Here is a 15,049-nt window from a genome sequence, read left to right on the forward strand (position 1 = left end):
GAGCGCGAGCGGACTCGATCCGCTCGCGCTCGACTATTATAATTTACTTGGGGACAATTAATCCACCCTGCCTAGCCCCCCTTAATAAGGGGGGGACAAGATTCTTCTCAAAGTCAACCCCTACTCCCCTTCTTAAGGGGGATTTAGGGGGATCGAGATATGTGCAACTTCACCTTAAATTGGTATCAGTTAACCGTCAACAGTCAACAGTTAACCCAACGATGAAAATCCGCGACGCAGAAGAAAGCGATTTGCCAGCAATTGTCCAAATATATAACGCAGCAATACCGGGCAGAATGGCCACCGCAGATTTAAAACCAGTCTCAGTCGAAAGCCGCCTCCCGTGGTACAGAGAACACTCCCCCAATTCCTGGCCGATTTGGGTAATGGAATCAGAACAAAATATTGTTGGTTGGCTGAGTTTGCAGATTTTCTACGGACGCGCTGCCTATCAGCATACAGCAGAAGTTAGCATCTACGTCGCACCCGATCGCCAACGCTGCGGAATCGGACAAAATTTATTGCAATCGGCAATTGTGCGGAGTCCAGAATTGAAGCTTAAAACTCTCATAGGAATAATTTTTGCTCACAATCAGCCGAGTGTAAGATTGTTTGAGAAATTTGGCTTTCAGCGCTGGGGATATCTGCCACAAGTTGCGGAACTTGACGGCGTTGAAAGAGATGTCGTAATTCTGGGTTTGCGTTGTTAGCTGTAGGGAAACGGCAATGCCAATTGGTGTCAACTTAAACTGTCAGTCCGCCCAATCCTTCCGTCCGCCCCTCAGTCCGCCAGGGAATGAATTCCCTGTCTAATAGCGAAAGTCCTCTTAAGAGGACTAATGAATCTTAAATTTTTCTTCTCAGTCCTCTTAAGAGGACTTTAGCTTTGAGGCAGGGGTTTCAACCCCTGCCGGACTATCGGTTGTACGTTAAGTTGTCACCAATGGGCTCTTGGAGTGTCCTAATTTGGAAGAAACGGCAACACCGTGTCTTGATTTGTAGGGAAACGGCAATGCCGTGTCCTAATTTGGAGGAAACGGCATTGCCGTTTCCCTACCTCAATCTGTTAAAATTTTAATTTCATCCAAAGATGCGATCGCCACATCAGCATTTTCCAAATGACTAACCTCAGCCTTTCCCCAACAAATCCCGATACAGCCAGCCGCGCCCGCATTTTTACCCATCTGAATATCGCCCGCTGAATCTCCCACCATCAAAGTTGCTGCGGGATTTACTCCGAGTTTCTCACAAGCTTGCAAAAACAATTTCGGATCGGGTTTATGAAGCGTTGAATCAACTCCCATTTCTAACTGAATCCACTCGGCTAAGCCGTGGTGTTTCACAAATTTCTGCACCGATTCTGTTGTAGCAGCCGAAAGAATTCCCAATTTTAAACCCGCTTCCGAAAGATATTTCAGCACTTCCAAACTGCCGACAAATAAAGGAGAAACAGCACTCTTTTTAAACATTTCGTCAGCTTCGTCAAAAGCGCGGCGCGCAATAGTTAAAGATTCCAGCCATCCCCGGCCGGTTTCGGCGATGTATCCCGCCGCCACAATCTCATTTTCCCTGCGACTACCGACGGCTAGCAAACCCGTGGGGTCGATGCTGCCAGCTTCGATGCCGAAAGCCATTTGTAAAGGCTCTCCAACGCCCGGAATTTGAGCGTCTGCGAGGCGCGATCGCTTAATTCCCAACAATCTCAAAAATTCTTGAGAATCCTCTAGAGTGCCGTCTTTGTCAAAGATTACGGCTTGGATATTCGAGAAGGTAATGCCCCGACATTTAATAGTTACCAAGAATCTGAACTCCGTAATTTTTATATTTTTTTCTATCTTCCCATATTGCGCTATTTTTAGCAATTGTTTTTAGCGCAACATAACTCTCTTGTCCCCCCCTTATTAAGGGGGGCTAGGGGGGATCTGGCCTTAACTATTACGAGATATATCGTACTCTTGTCCTCCCCTTATTAAGGAGGGTTAGGGGATATCTGGCCCTAAGAATGACGATCGCACGCACTCAACAACTCCTGACAAACTCCCTCAAAACACTGCAACACATCAACATTCGTAAACCTGACAACTTGCAGTCCATACCCCTCGAAAATCCCTGTTCTTTCCGCATCATATTGTTTCCCCTGTTCAGTAAAATGACTCTCGCCATCAACCTCAATTACCAATCTTAAAGCAGCACAATAAAAATCTACAATAAAATTGTCGATGGGTCGCTGTCTCAAAACTCTAAAAGGGAAATTTCTCAGAAAATCTTCCCAAAGTTTCTTTTCGGCTGGAGTTGGATTTTTCCGAAGTTCCTTGGCGATAGGGATGAGTTTTGGGTTGTAAGGTAGGTGGAAATTCGAGTCGTTTAATTTGATCATCATCCTCCTAATCTCGATCCGGAGATCCCCCCTAGCCCCCCTTAAGAAGGGGGGGACAAGACTCTTCTCAAAGTCAACCCCTACTCCCCTTCTTAAGGGGGATTTAGGGGGATCTCCGGGGGACAAGAGTTTAACTGCCTAATCTAATCTCAAACATCATAAATCACAACTCCAAAATATTTAAAATCTTCCTACTAAATTAGCCACCATTAATCCTAGTACAACCGGCTGGATGGGCTTAACCATATGTCTTTGAAAACCAGCTTCGATCGCCCTTTCGCGTTCTTTATCGCCCGCATAGGCAGTCAGCGCCGCGGCTGGGATTTCTCCTCCGGCTTCCGCAGCCAGAGCTCGCACTTCTCGAATTAAGAAATACCCATCTTCCTCTGGCATTCCGATATCGGAGATGAGCACGTCATATCTGCCCGGATTTTCAGTCAAAGCAGCGATCGCACTTCTGGCAGATTCAACAGCCAAAACCTCCGCCCCGTAGCCTTCAAGCACAAATTGTAAGAAGTCGCGGGTATCGATCAGATCGTCTACGGCTAAGATGTGCAAACCTTTGAGAGAGGGGACGCGATCGCTAGAGGCGTTTAAAGGCTCTACCAAATCAGTTGACTTTAAATCGATCGCCGATGTCAACTCTGGCGGTAGGGATCGCAACGGCAATCTCACAGTCATTGTAGTTCCTTGTTCCTCACCCGGACTTTCGGCTTGCACCGTTCCCCCGTGCAATTCAACCAGGTGACGCACGATCGACAAACCCAATCCCAGCCCTTGATTAGTCTTAGTGCTGGTGGAATCGCCTTGATGGAAACGATCGAAAATATACGGCAAAAATTGTGCCTCAATGCCTTTTCCGGTATCCCTGACTCGAAGTTGAGCATGATTCTCGATCGCCGATAGCAGGATTTCCACTCGTCCTCCCGCCGGAGTAAACTTAATCGAATTAGACAGAAGATTCCACACAACTTGCTGCAAGCGATTGATATCCCCTAAAACAGTTGTAGAAATCAACTCCGAAACAATTTGAATGTTTTTTGCTTCGGCTGATAATTGAACCCCCTCCAGCGCGGCTTGCACCACTAACCGCAGATCGATCGGACAAATGCACAGTTGAAGCTTGCCACTGGTAATCCGGGAAATATCCAGAATATCTTCGATTAACTGAGATTGCGCCCTCGCGCTGCGATCGATCACCTCTAAAGCCTTAGTAACGGCTGGTTCCTTCAGTTTCCCGGAACGCAGAATTTGTGCCCAGCCCAGGATCGGAGTCAGGGGATTGCGTAATTCGTGGGAGAGATTCGCCAGAAATTCATCTTTACTACGGTTGGCTGTTTCTGCCTGGTGGCGGGCCAACTGTTCATGCAGTAATAACTGCGATCGTACTGTCTCAAACTGCTTGCGCTGCGTGATATCCTCGATCGACAACAGAATCATTAAAGCTTGGTCTTCTCGTTCAAGTTTACAAGCATTCAGCAGCAGGATTTTCTGCCCGATCTGCTCAAACAGGTGCTCCAACTCAAAGTTTTCAAGCTTAACATCACTCACCAGAATATCTTCCAAAATCCATCGCAATTGGGGAATATTCCACTGCCCGTTGCCTAGCTCAAACAGCGAATATTTTGCTGTTTCTGACGGTGAAACCTGAAACAATTCATAAAACGATCGATTTGCTTTATTCACTCGGAAATCAGCATCTAAGACAACTAAAGGCGTTTGCACCGTTTCCACAATGGTTTCAGCATAATTTCGCGCCTCCTCCAAGGTTCTGGCACTGCGTTTAAGAGCATCAATATCGAGCAAAACCATCACCACACCGTCAATCTGGTTTTCCGTTGTTCGGTAAGGACGAATGCGGAGGTTGTACCAATATCCCGATAAAGTTTGAATTTCTTGTTCTTTCGTCTGGAGAGTATCAATCACCTCCAAAATCATCTGTTCCAAGTCAGGAACGTTCAGAGTTGAGCGGATGTCGCTAAAAGGTCGTCCAACATCTGTGGGAATCACACTAAAAATTTGCTGTGCCGTTGGCGTAAAGCGTCGAATCTGTAAATCGTTTGTCAGCATTAAAATAGGGATATTGATACTGGAAAGCAAATTTATCAGATCGTTATTGACCCGGCTTTGTTCAATATTTCGGCTGCGAAGTTCCTCGTTAGTGGTAGTGAGTTCCTCGTTAGTGGCTTGAATCTCTTCTTTGGCAGTTTCTAACTCCTCGTTGGTGCTTTGCAACTCCTCATTGCTCGATAGGATTTCTTCGTTGGCAATTTTGATGTCTTGGTTGAGAGTTTCGTGTTCCTGGATCACCGCTTGCAGTTGCGCTTGCACCGCAGTTTTGTCTTGGTAAGCGGTTGCAAGTGCCTGCCTCAGCAGCTCAATTTCGCGCACTAAATCAGCTTGATCGAAGCTTTCAGAAGGGAGAGTGCTGAAGTTAAGCACCGGGGGTGAAGCCTCTTCAAATACCACCAAAAAGTAGCGTCCTTCGACCGCCTGTGGCTGGAACGGAATCACCTCAAAATTGACGATAGTCGATCGTCGGGCCGATTCAACAACCGATACCCCTTCTTTCCTAACGGTCACGTTCTCCGTTTGTGCCTGATAAATGGCGGTGCGAAGCTCAACTAGCAAGCCTTCCCTTGCCATTGTCAGCAAGTTTAAGTCGGCCGTTCCGAAGGCCAGTCTCAAGTAAGGATTGATGTCTCCCCGTACTTGCAGGATGTTCATGAGCTCGTTGACAACCACACCTGCTAGGGCATAGCGATTCAAAATCAGTTGGTCTGTTTCTCGCTGTAAATCAAAGCTATTTGTCAAATTTTCCTTCACTCCCTGCTGTTCACGTGCTTTAGCTACGGGATAGGAACTAGGCGTAAACGAAAAAGTCGGACGAGTCGCCGTCAAGTTTTTGGCATAAATTTTATATTTTTTTTCCACTGAAGTAAACAAGTATGAGAATTTTCCGGTACTCTCAGAAGTGCCTAACAACAGAAAGCCATTTGGGTTAAGACTGTAATGAAAAATGGGCATCACTTTTTTTTGCAATGACTCTCCCAAGTAGATCAGGACATTGCGACAGCTAACTAAATCGAGATTGGAAAAAGGCGGGTCGCTACCTAAGTCCTGTCGGGCAAATACACACAGTTCGCGGACTGCCTTGCTGATTCTATAGCTACCTTCTTCTTGGGCAATAAAGTAGGCACTACGTCGTTCTGGTGAAACATCTACCATCTGGTTTTCTGAGTAGACGCCAGACCTCGCTTTGCCAATTGCCTGTTCGCTAATGTCTGTGGCAAAAATCTGGATCGATGGCTGGATGACTCGATCCCCCAAAAACTCTAACAAGCAAATCGCGATCGAATAAACTTCTTCACCTGTCGAACATCCCGCCACCCAAATCCGAATCGGAGTTTCGGCCGATTTATTTTGGGTAATCCTGGGGAAAACCAGTTCTGTTAACTTTTCAAAGGCTTCGGGATCGCGGAAGAAACTGGTAACGTGGATCAGGATTTCTTCATATAGGGCTGTGACTTCAGCCGAATGGTGTCGAAGATGTTGGGCGTAATCATTCAAGGTTTCCAGCTTGTACAGTACCATCCGTCGCTGAATGCGTCGAGCGATCGTGGTGGGTTTGTAGTGGCTAAAATCTACGCCTGTGGTCGATTTCAGCAGCGCAAAAATACTTGCCAGGGCATTTTCCTGTTCGGGCGATTCTTCAACTTTTGTCAGGGGAAGCGGGCCAGTGAGAAGGGGATTGTGACTATAGTTTGCCAGTTCCTCGGCAATTTTTTCCGGTGGGAGAACGAAATCGACATTGCCTGTGGCAACAGCGGTATTCGGCATACTATCGACTTTTGCTGTGTCTTGACATTGAGCAAAAGTCATGCCTCCGGCTGCTTTGATTGCCTTGAGCCCCAGTGAACCGTCTCCGTCTCCCCCGGATAAAACTACGGCGATTGCTTTGTGCCCGCGATCGACTGCCAATGAGGTAAAAAACGCATCTCCCGGCATATATTTGCCATAAATCTTCTCGCGAGGCGATAGTTTCAGCGCGCCGTTAGATACCACCATCTTGGTGTTGGGCGGAATAACGTAGACTTGATTGGGCTCTACAGCTATGCCGTCTTTTACCTCATTAACAGGCATTTGCGTCGTTCTCGCGAGAATCTCGCTCAGCAGACTTTTGTGATCGGGGGCTAAATGCTGAATCAGCACAAACGCCATACCCGTATCGCTCGGTAAATGGCTCAGTAACTGCGTGAATGCTTCCAACCCTCCTGCTGAGGCCGCAATCCCAACAATGGGAAAGGGGGCATCGGTTTCGGCTAATTGTTCGCTGTCGAGGGCGGCTGGTGCGATCGATTCTTCCGGTGTATTTTCTTGAGATAATTGATGAGAAGTCATGATATGAAGTCCTCGACTTCAGTTATTTAGCAGCATACCTATCTGGAAAGTGTGCGACTGATTAATTCAGAATATTTTGATAGTTAGTTAAGTTGCCATCATAACGCAACTCCCTTAAGGGTGAGCTACACTCTTGGAGCCATGAGCTGTATGCGATCGAAGAACTCTCTCTGCTTTTGGGGCGATCGCCAAGAGAAGCTAGCAATAACCACTGATATTTGTTGACCTACTTAACTTTTTTCAGCGACCAGTGCAGCAGACAGCGCAATTACAGATTCTGTATTAATTCTAGCAGTATAAGCGACTTGTGCACCTTGTATTCCCTTTAAATCTTCAACTCGTTTGTGAATTTCTGACACTCCAGCAGCTTTTAATGCTGTTAAAAATGCTGGGTCATTGTAAACATCTTCGGAAAACGAAACTTCGTCACTTTTAGAAAGATTTTGGATGCGGGCGGCTTTGTTGACGGTCGAACCAAAATAGTCGATCGAATTATTGAGATTTACCAGCAAAGCCGTACCTCGGTGAATGCCAATTCTGACTTGAATCCACTCTTGTGGTTGGCGAGTTGAGTTGTATTCTCTGAAACAGGCCACAGCACCGGCGGCGGCCATAATTGCTTGTTCGTTACTGATAAAGGAAGCCATGACGGCATCGCCGATGGTTTTAATGACTTTACCGCCAAATTTCTCGATCGACTCAAAGAAAATTTCAAAATGATCGCGCACAATATTGTAAGCTTTGGTATCTCCCAGTGTTTCGTACATTCTGGTAGAACCGGTAATATCAGTAAACATAATAGTAATTGCCCGAATCTTGACTCGCTCTCTTTCCGAGATTACTTGATCGCCGAACAAACGCTTATAATCCGGGTGATGAAGCAGTTGCATTCCTGACAGCCGCAGGGGCAGTTGCTCTACTGTCAATTCATCTGGCAATTCATCGGAATGCAAAATCAGCCCCGACAAATTGTGTTCCGTATTAGTTAATTCTATCTTGACTTTTCCGGGACGCACGGCCAGCTCTTGTTTGTCAAAATCTGGGCCGGCCAACTGCTGGAGTTGAATTTCTTGTATGGTTTCTGTTTCTTCGCCTTCAACCTTTAAAATCCCTTTAGCTAAAGTCAAGGGACAGCAGTAGCGATATCGACCGTTTTCTAAGGTAACAATCTCCGATTCGGTGCAGTATAAAGGCGTTACCAGTTGCAGTTTGCTCTGAAGTACGGGAGGGGGAGCGCAGACGGGCCGCAGTTGCGGGTCTTCGATTTCTTTGTTCAGGGAAAAAGTAACTTCGACGCGATCGAGCAAATCAATTTTAAACTCGCGATCGCACATCGGGCAAAAAGACATTTCTGATGTGTCTGCCAAATCTTTAAATTCTTCTGTAATCATGTTGCAGTGGGGGCAGTGAATATCCCAGTGCAAGTCGAAGGCACCGGCTTTCACTCCGTGCAGAAATTCGGAAGTAATTTTTTTAACATTCTTGACTGTATCGCCTGCTACGTAGTATGGATTAATTCTCAATCTCTGCAAAATGTGGGAACCGGTTAACCAGTTTTCGATTTGGTCGATCGTTCCTTTGCTCGAATTGGGACGTTTTTTGAGCTGTTCTAATTTTTCTTTTAATAGTGCGATGTTCATGATCCACTTGCCTTTGAGCCTCATGGCAAGAAATTTCTAAGTATTATTTTGTGTAATTTGCTTGTCTAGTTTGTTTTTGCCTGAGAATGCTGATGAGTTTGCACTTGTGCGGATGTCCCTGATGTTTGTAAATCTTAACAAATTAGCAGCATAAAGGCTAGGTTTATTTAGGAAGATCGATCGCGCTGCCACTTGTTTTAATTTAAAGTGCGATCGGTGCATCTGCCAGCAGGAACATATTAAATTGTTGCTAATTGGTAATTGCTAATTGGTAATTGCTAATTGTCAACCACTAAGTAGGGAGACAGCAATGCCCATAGGTGTCAACTTAAGCTGTTAGCTCGCCAAGTTCGTTAGTCATCCCGTCAGTCCGCCAGGGGTTTCAACCCTTGCCGGACTATGGGTTTAACGTTAAGTTGACACCTATGGGCAATTCCGTTTCCCTACAAATGCGCGCGTACTTTTCAGAATTGATATTAATTGGTAATTAATGATTGGTAATTGGGACGTTTAAGGCAAAAAAAAAGAGGGAATTTTCCCTCTTTTAATAACACTAACTGTGATGTTATTCTTCCGTCGCAGGAGGGATTTCTTCCTCTACATCTAATACTGCTTCGGGTGCTGCTTCAGGTGCTGCTTCGGGTGCTGCTTCGGGTGCTGCTTCGGGTGCTGCTTCGGGTGCTACTTCAGGTGCTACTTCCGGCAGATCCTCTTCCATTGCTGAGGGCACATCTTCGAGTTCGTCGGAGAGGTCATCATCAGCATCGATCGAGTCTACAGGAATGTCTATGCCTGCTTTAGCTTGCTTTTGAGCCAGCATTTTCTCGCGGAACTTAGCTGCCATTTCCTCAGCTTTTTCGTATACCAATTCGCGATTTTTGACCATCGCTCCAGGCTCCGGTTCCAACTGCTTGGTGGAGAGAGAAATCCGGCCTCTCTCGGCATCCAAGTCAATGATCATCACTTTCACTTCGTCGTTAACATTGAAAACGCTATGAGGCGTATCGATGTGATCGTGCGAAATTTCCGAGATGTGCAGCAAGCCGCTGACGCCGCCGATGTCGATAAAGGCACCGTAAGGCTTGATACCGCGTACTGTACCGATGACGACTTCCCCGACTTCGAGGCGGTTCATCTTGCGCTCAACTAAGGCGCGACGATGACTCAACACTAGGCGGTTGCGATCTTCGTCTACCTCTAAGAATTTTAATGGTAATTCTTCGGCGACTAATTCTTCCTTCGGTTTGCGGGTACTGATGTGAGAACCGGGAATAAAGCCTCGCAAGCCTTCTATTCTCACGAGTGCGCCGCCGCGGTTGGTGGCAAATACTTGCGATCGTACTGTGGCATCTTCTGCTTGCAGTTGTCGCACTCTTTCCCACGCCCGCATATACTCGATGCGCCGGATGGACAGGGTTAACTGTCCGTCTTCATTTTCATCGGTTAGAATGAAAAATTCTCTGGTTTCGTTTGATTGCAATACCTCTTCAGGGCTTTCCACTCGATTGATGGACATTTCCTGAATGGGAATGTACGCTGCTGTTTTAGCACCGATATCAATCAGAGCGCCCCTCGGTTCTATACTAAAAACTGTACCCGCTACTACATCGCCCGGGCTAAAGTGATAGTCATATTTATCAAGTAGGGCTGCAAAATCTTCGTGAGTAAAGCCGATGTCTTTGACTGTGGTTTTGAGATTGACCATGCGAATAGTTTCCTAGGATTTCTCTCCTTCATGTTTTTCGTTTGTGCCGGCAGATATTCGAGATTTTGGTGAAAAAGCGATTAACTTTTTTCCAAATCTTTTACTAAAGTCAGTTTTTGCTAACTTTTGCCGGGTGCAACTGCACACCAGCGCTTGCCATTACTGTTACTCCATACTCTGTGTTAAAACGTTGAATCTTAACATTCCGAGTCAAGTAGACTATTTTGACACTCTCAGGTATAAATAAACTGAGATTCTTCATCTTTACATTTTTGATTTACTACCGCCTTGGGACTGGTTGGCTCGGTGTGCTTTTGTGTTGCACTTTCAACGGGACAATTACCGCCTCAAACTTCCCAGCCCTGTACGCATAGTATTTTGCACGGGTTGTGCCTCCCATGAATGGGGTAATGTTAGCTTCGACAATGTTTCGAGAGCTTGTTAGACCTGCAACACTGTTCCAGTGACCTTAGAACTGTTTAATTGCAGATGACAGAGCAGGGGACTAGCTACGCATCCACAGGGTGTCGTGACTCTCAAAACGTAGGCAATTAAGCCTTAGTCTGGTCAGTATGGCTTGCCAGATTTCTCTTACAAGCCCCGTGTCTTTAGACCGGGGTTACTGACTCAACGAGCCGACTTGCTGGCGACAGGATTACTCCAGTCTAAGTAGAGGTCGGTTTCTCCAGAAGCGTAAATTTCGGTATGTCCTACCGTATTTAATTAGTCACCGAGCTTTAGTTAGGTTTTGTTCAAATGCGAGCTTTCCTAAACTGCAACACCGTTAGGTGTGACTACGCACTCAACTAATCCAGTTAAGTTTTTACGTTGTCTAGTTATACTCTATTTTAGACCGATGACGATCATATCACACCCAGCACTATTACTGAGAAAAAAGAACACTCGCTCGAAAGAGAGTCCCTTGAGTCGCTATTCCTCCCGGCCTTCCTCGCGACAAGGTTTTCAATCTCCCAAAATATTTCTATAAATTAATTTAAGCGAGCTTAGCTGGGACTAGCGCAGGATGCTGGGCTTTCTCGATCGACTGCTTCGGAATCCGGCAAATCTGCGTCAAAATTCGGTCTAGTTTCTGTATCTTCAGCTTCGTTGAGGGGATTCTGAAGGTGATTTAGGGTATCTACAAAATCTCGGATGCCTCGAAATTGCCGATATACCGAGGCAAAACGGACATAAGCGACTTCGCTGAGGGGTCGCAGGTGCAACAGCACCAGTTCCCCTATTTCTGAACTGGCGATTTCTCGGAGCGATCGACCTTGAAGTTGCGCTTCAATTTCTTCAGCCAGAGTTTCGAGATGCCCCGAAGACAAACCTGTTTTTTCGCAGGCCCGAATCAATCCCCTGACTAATTTTGACCTGTCAAAAGATTCGCGCTTGCCGTCCCGCTTGATCACCGTAATCGGCACAAATTCTATGCGTTCGTAGGTTGTGAAGCGGTGCTGGCAGTTCAAACACTCACGCCGCCGACGGATGCTTTGACCTGATTCGGCTGAACGCGATTCTAGAACGCGGCTATTTGTGTGTTGGCAGGAGGAACAGCGCATGATTGCTGAGTTTAACAGGCATTGCCAGCAAATTGCCATTCATCTAACCCCTTGGGGTCTGATGAATGGCTGGACTAGAAAAATCACTTAGCACACAGCGGTGAAAGAGTCCCGCACCAAATTAGATCACTATGATGCGGGCTAACCGCAGTCCGGTTCAGGATATTTTGGACTTACCGCAGGCGTATAGCTAATTATTTGCCAATCCGGGGAGGTTCCCGAAAGGCGATCGCAAAAAATAGTACGCCTATGGCTAAAGCCAGAATCAAAATGTAAGCAACACTTTCCATGTTAAATTTTCCCTATCTTCCCTTGCCGTATTATTTTATCGTGAACAAACCTGACGGTCAACTGAGTACAGTTAGACCGCAGGCTTCTTTTTCCTTTTTTTCAAAGGCTTTTTATAGTGAGGTAGTTCCACCCCCACTTGCTAATATAGTATCAGAGTATTTCCCGATCATCTTGGGGTTTAAAAGAATAATTGTCGGTTTCGGTACCAAAACCCAACAAACCTTTCATCCCAAGGAGTAATTCCCAACGGGGTACGGGGCCGAGCGCTCAGATTAATCCCCTCTAAATATACGTTCGGGACTTCCCGGCTGGTAGTTAATTGCTGGTTTTATTCTTAACTAAAAAAACCCGGTTTCTTGAAGAAACCGGGTTTTTGTGTAGCGGGGAAGTTTCCCCCCTACCCAGAGGCTGGCAAAATTTAGAGAGGTTCTTGTCTTCTGGTGGTTACGTCGCCCAGTTTTTGGAACAGGCCCCACTCGACTTGTTCTTCCAAGTCAGCCTCAACTCCAGCAAACACGTCGCGGAAAATAGTCCGAGAACCGTGCCAGATATGGCCGAAGAAGAATAGCAAAGCAAAGCAAACGTGTCCGAATGTGAACCAACCGCGAGTCGAAGTGCGGAAAACGCCGTCCGAGTTCAAGGTTTCGCGATCGAATTCAAACACTTCACCCTTTTGAGCAGCGCGAGCAAACTTCTTAACATCTAGAGGATTATTAAAGGTTTGACCGTTAAGTTCACCACCGTAGAAGCTGACGGTAACTCCGCTTTGTTCAAAGCTGTATTTTGATTCAGCACGGCGGAAGGGGATGTCAGCGCGAACGACCCCATCTTTGTCCGTCAAAATTACTGGGAAAGTTTCAAAGAAGTTGGGGAGGCGGCGAACCGACAATACCCGACCTTCGCTGTCAGTAAATACTGGATGGCCCAGCCAAGATTTAGCAATACCGTCGCCATTGACCATCGCGCCGGCCCGGAACAAACCGCCTTTAGCAGGAGAGTTGCCCACGTAGTCGTAGAAAGCCAATTTTTCAGGAATTTGTTCGTAAGCTTCTTGGAAGCTTTGGCCACCGGCCAAGCTAGCTTGAGCTCTGCGATCGATTTCTTGTTGGAAATAGCCGCCGTCCCACTGATAGCGAGTCGGGCCAAAAAGTTCGATCGGAGTTGCAGCAGAACCGTACCACATCGTACCCGCAACCACAAAGGCTGCAAAGAACACAGCAGCGATACTGCTAGAAAGTACAGTTTCGATATTCCCCATCCGCAGGGCTTTGTAAAGACGTTCCGGCGGCCGCACTGTCAAGTGGAACAAACCGGCAATTACGCCGACTACGCCCGCTGCAATGTGGTGAGCCACGATGCCGCCCGGATTGAACGGATCGAAGCCTTCAGGGCCCCAAGAAGGCGCCACTGGCTGGACGTGACCGGTCAGGCCGTAGGGGTCGGACACCCACATTCCCGGCCCAAAAAGTCCCGAAAGGTGAAATGCGCCGAAGCCGAAGCAAAGCAAGCCGGAGAGGAACAGGTGAATGCCAAACATTTTTGGCAAGTCAAGGGCTGGTTCACCGGTGCGAGGGTCTCTGAAAAGTTCTAAGTCCCAAAATACCCAGTGCCAAACTGCTGCTAAGAACAGCAGGCCAGAGAGGACGATGTGAGCGACGGCGACGCCTTCAAAGGACCAGAAGCCCGGATCGACGTTACCTTCGCCAGTGATGCTCCAACCGCCCCAAGAACCCGTAACTCCCAAGCGAGTCATGAAGGGCAACACGAACATCCCTTGACGCCACATTGGGTTCAGAACTGGGTCTGTGGGATCAAAAACTGCTAGTTCATAAAGGGCCATTGAGCCGGCCCAACCTGCCACGAGGGCAGTGTGCATTAAGTGTACAGAAATCAATCGGCCTGGGTCATTTAAGACGACTGTGTGTACGCGATACCAGGGTAGTCCCATTGACTGCGGTTCTCCAAGGTGTAAGTGATGATGTCTATTTTTACGGAAAAATCAGATTTTGAATCCCCAGCAGTTACCTGCAGGGTTTAAACTCTGCCTTTTGCCGACTGCCATCTACCTTCAAAGGTGGAGGCATAAAAATGAAAGTTATTTAAAGAAGTGTATCGAGTGTTAGAACCGATTGCAATATGTTGAGCATTACATTAGTTGCGGGTTGCCCATTTCGCAGCGGGCGGCGATCGTCCCGAGGCGTTCGAGGACTTGCTCGGCATCGATCAGTCTGGTGAGGGTGACGTTGCCGATATTTTTGGCGGGATCGGCAGGATCGGGACGGACTGCGGGTTGGACTTCTACCATGAGTACGGCGTCTTCTACGCGGTAGAGCCACATTTTTTCGTTGCGATCGGAAAGACAGAGGTTGAGCTGTTGGATGTCCGGCGCCCGCCTCCAGGCGGCGTGACTCCACTCGCCACCTACGCCCCAGACGCGCCCAACTTTCCAGCCGTCGGATAAGAAGAAGTATTTCACTTGTGTACGCTTGTTGAGATTTTTTTGTCTAACATAACGCAAAACTGCAATTGTACGGAACTATCGAACTGCGAAGGCGCGAAGGGTGCATATTAAATATGGTTATTCGATCGACTATTGCCTATAATATGCTATGTAAGGCATAATTTACTCAAATTAAGATAGCAGATAGTAGATTTACCGATCATTAGAATAAGTTAATCGAGCAAGAAACAGATGACAATTAGCCTGAAGACTATTATGGAGAATTTGCCTCCCGAACAACGAGCAATAGTCGAAAAGCGATCGGTTGAATTAATGGCTGAAGAAATGACCTTGCAAGACTTACGAAAAGCAAGGAAATTTACTCAGATTCGCATGGCAGAATTATTAAATATGCGTCAAGAAAATGTCTCGCGGCTAGAACGCCGTGCGGATTTGTTGGTATCTACTTTGCAAAGTTATATCGCGGCAATGGGTGGGGAGTTGTCATTTGTCGTAGAATTCAAAGATCGACCCCCCGTAAAAATTACTGGATTAACATTGATGTTTGAAGAAAGCAGCTACACTAATGGAGAGGAAGAGTTTTAATTGAGGAACACCGTTTTTTTAGTGAGA

At 46.8% G+C, this 15,049-nt stretch carries 12 protein-coding genes; 2 read left to right on the forward strand and 10 right to left on the reverse strand.

The window, feature by feature from the left end; genetic code table 11:
- Positions 1–221: 221 nt before the first annotated feature.
- Positions 222–710, forward strand: a complete 489-nt coding sequence (locus tag QUB26_RS06445) for an N-acetyltransferase family protein (RefSeq protein WP_333242412.1) — start codon at positions 222–224, stop codon at positions 708–710.
- A 348-nt stretch (positions 711–1,058) separates the two neighbouring features.
- Here QUB26_RS06445 and QUB26_RS06450 read toward each other — a convergent pair whose 3' ends face one another.
- The 10 genes from QUB26_RS06450 to QUB26_RS06495 form a co-directional block, all read right to left on the reverse strand.
- On the reverse strand, positions 1,059–1,799 hold the full coding sequence (locus QUB26_RS06450) for an HAD family hydrolase (RefSeq protein ID WP_333242307.1): 741 nt from the start codon (positions 1,797–1,799) through the stop codon (positions 1,059–1,061).
- Between the two features lie 197 nt (positions 1,800–1,996).
- Entirely contained in the window at positions 1,997–2,380 is a 384-nt protein-coding gene (locus QUB26_RS06455; RefSeq protein ID WP_333242304.1) for an endonuclease domain-containing protein, read from the reverse strand.
- Between the two features lie 177 nt (positions 2,381–2,557).
- Entirely contained in the window at positions 2,558–6,778 is a 4,221-nt protein-coding gene (locus tag QUB26_RS06460) for a chemotaxis protein CheB (RefSeq protein WP_333317175.1), read from the reverse strand.
- 230 nt (positions 6,779–7,008) lie between these two features.
- Entirely contained in the window at positions 7,009–8,418 is a 1,410-nt protein-coding gene (locus tag QUB26_RS06465) for an adenylate/guanylate cyclase domain-containing protein (protein WP_333317176.1), read from the reverse strand.
- A 565-nt stretch (positions 8,419–8,983) separates the two neighbouring features.
- Complete coding sequence (locus QUB26_RS06470; RefSeq protein ID WP_333242295.1) at positions 8,984–10,123, reverse strand: 30S ribosomal protein S1; 1,140 nt, start codon at positions 10,121–10,123, stop codon at positions 8,984–8,986.
- Positions 10,124–10,232: 109 nt separating this feature from the next.
- On the reverse strand, positions 10,233–10,385 hold the full coding sequence (locus QUB26_RS06475) for a hypothetical protein (RefSeq protein WP_333149600.1): 153 nt from the start codon (positions 10,383–10,385) through the stop codon (positions 10,233–10,235).
- A gap of 742 nt (positions 10,386–11,127) precedes the next feature.
- Positions 11,128–11,685, reverse strand: coding sequence for a transcriptional regulator NrdR (nrdR, locus tag QUB26_RS06480; protein ID WP_333317254.1), 558 nt, complete (start codon positions 11,683–11,685; stop codon positions 11,128–11,130).
- A gap of 194 nt (positions 11,686–11,879) precedes the next feature.
- Positions 11,880–11,975, reverse strand: coding sequence for a photosystem II reaction center protein T (locus QUB26_RS06485; protein ID WP_006635641.1), 96 nt, complete (start codon positions 11,973–11,975; stop codon positions 11,880–11,882).
- A 419-nt stretch (positions 11,976–12,394) separates the two neighbouring features.
- The gene (gene psbB, locus QUB26_RS06490; protein WP_333242292.1) at positions 12,395–13,924 is read right to left on the reverse strand and encodes a photosystem II chlorophyll-binding protein CP47; all 1,530 of its coding nucleotides are present in this window, start codon (positions 13,922–13,924) and stop codon (positions 12,395–12,397) included.
- A 198-nt stretch (positions 13,925–14,122) separates the two neighbouring features.
- Complete coding sequence (locus QUB26_RS06495; protein ID WP_039887994.1) at positions 14,123–14,452, reverse strand: hypothetical protein; 330 nt, start codon at positions 14,450–14,452, stop codon at positions 14,123–14,125.
- 216 nt (positions 14,453–14,668) lie between these two features.
- Here QUB26_RS06495 and QUB26_RS06500 point away from each other — a divergent pair, with 216 nt between their 5' ends.
- Positions 14,669–15,022: a transcriptional regulator gene (locus tag QUB26_RS06500; RefSeq protein ID WP_333242289.1), complete on the forward strand. Its 354-nt coding sequence runs from the start codon at positions 14,669–14,671 to the stop codon at positions 15,020–15,022.
- Positions 15,023–15,049: the final 27 nt, after the last annotated feature.

It is taken from the genome of Microcoleus sp. B4-C1 (assembly GCF_036705285.1).
Lineage (GTDB): Bacteria > Cyanobacteriota > Cyanobacteriia > Cyanobacteriales > Microcoleaceae > Microcoleus.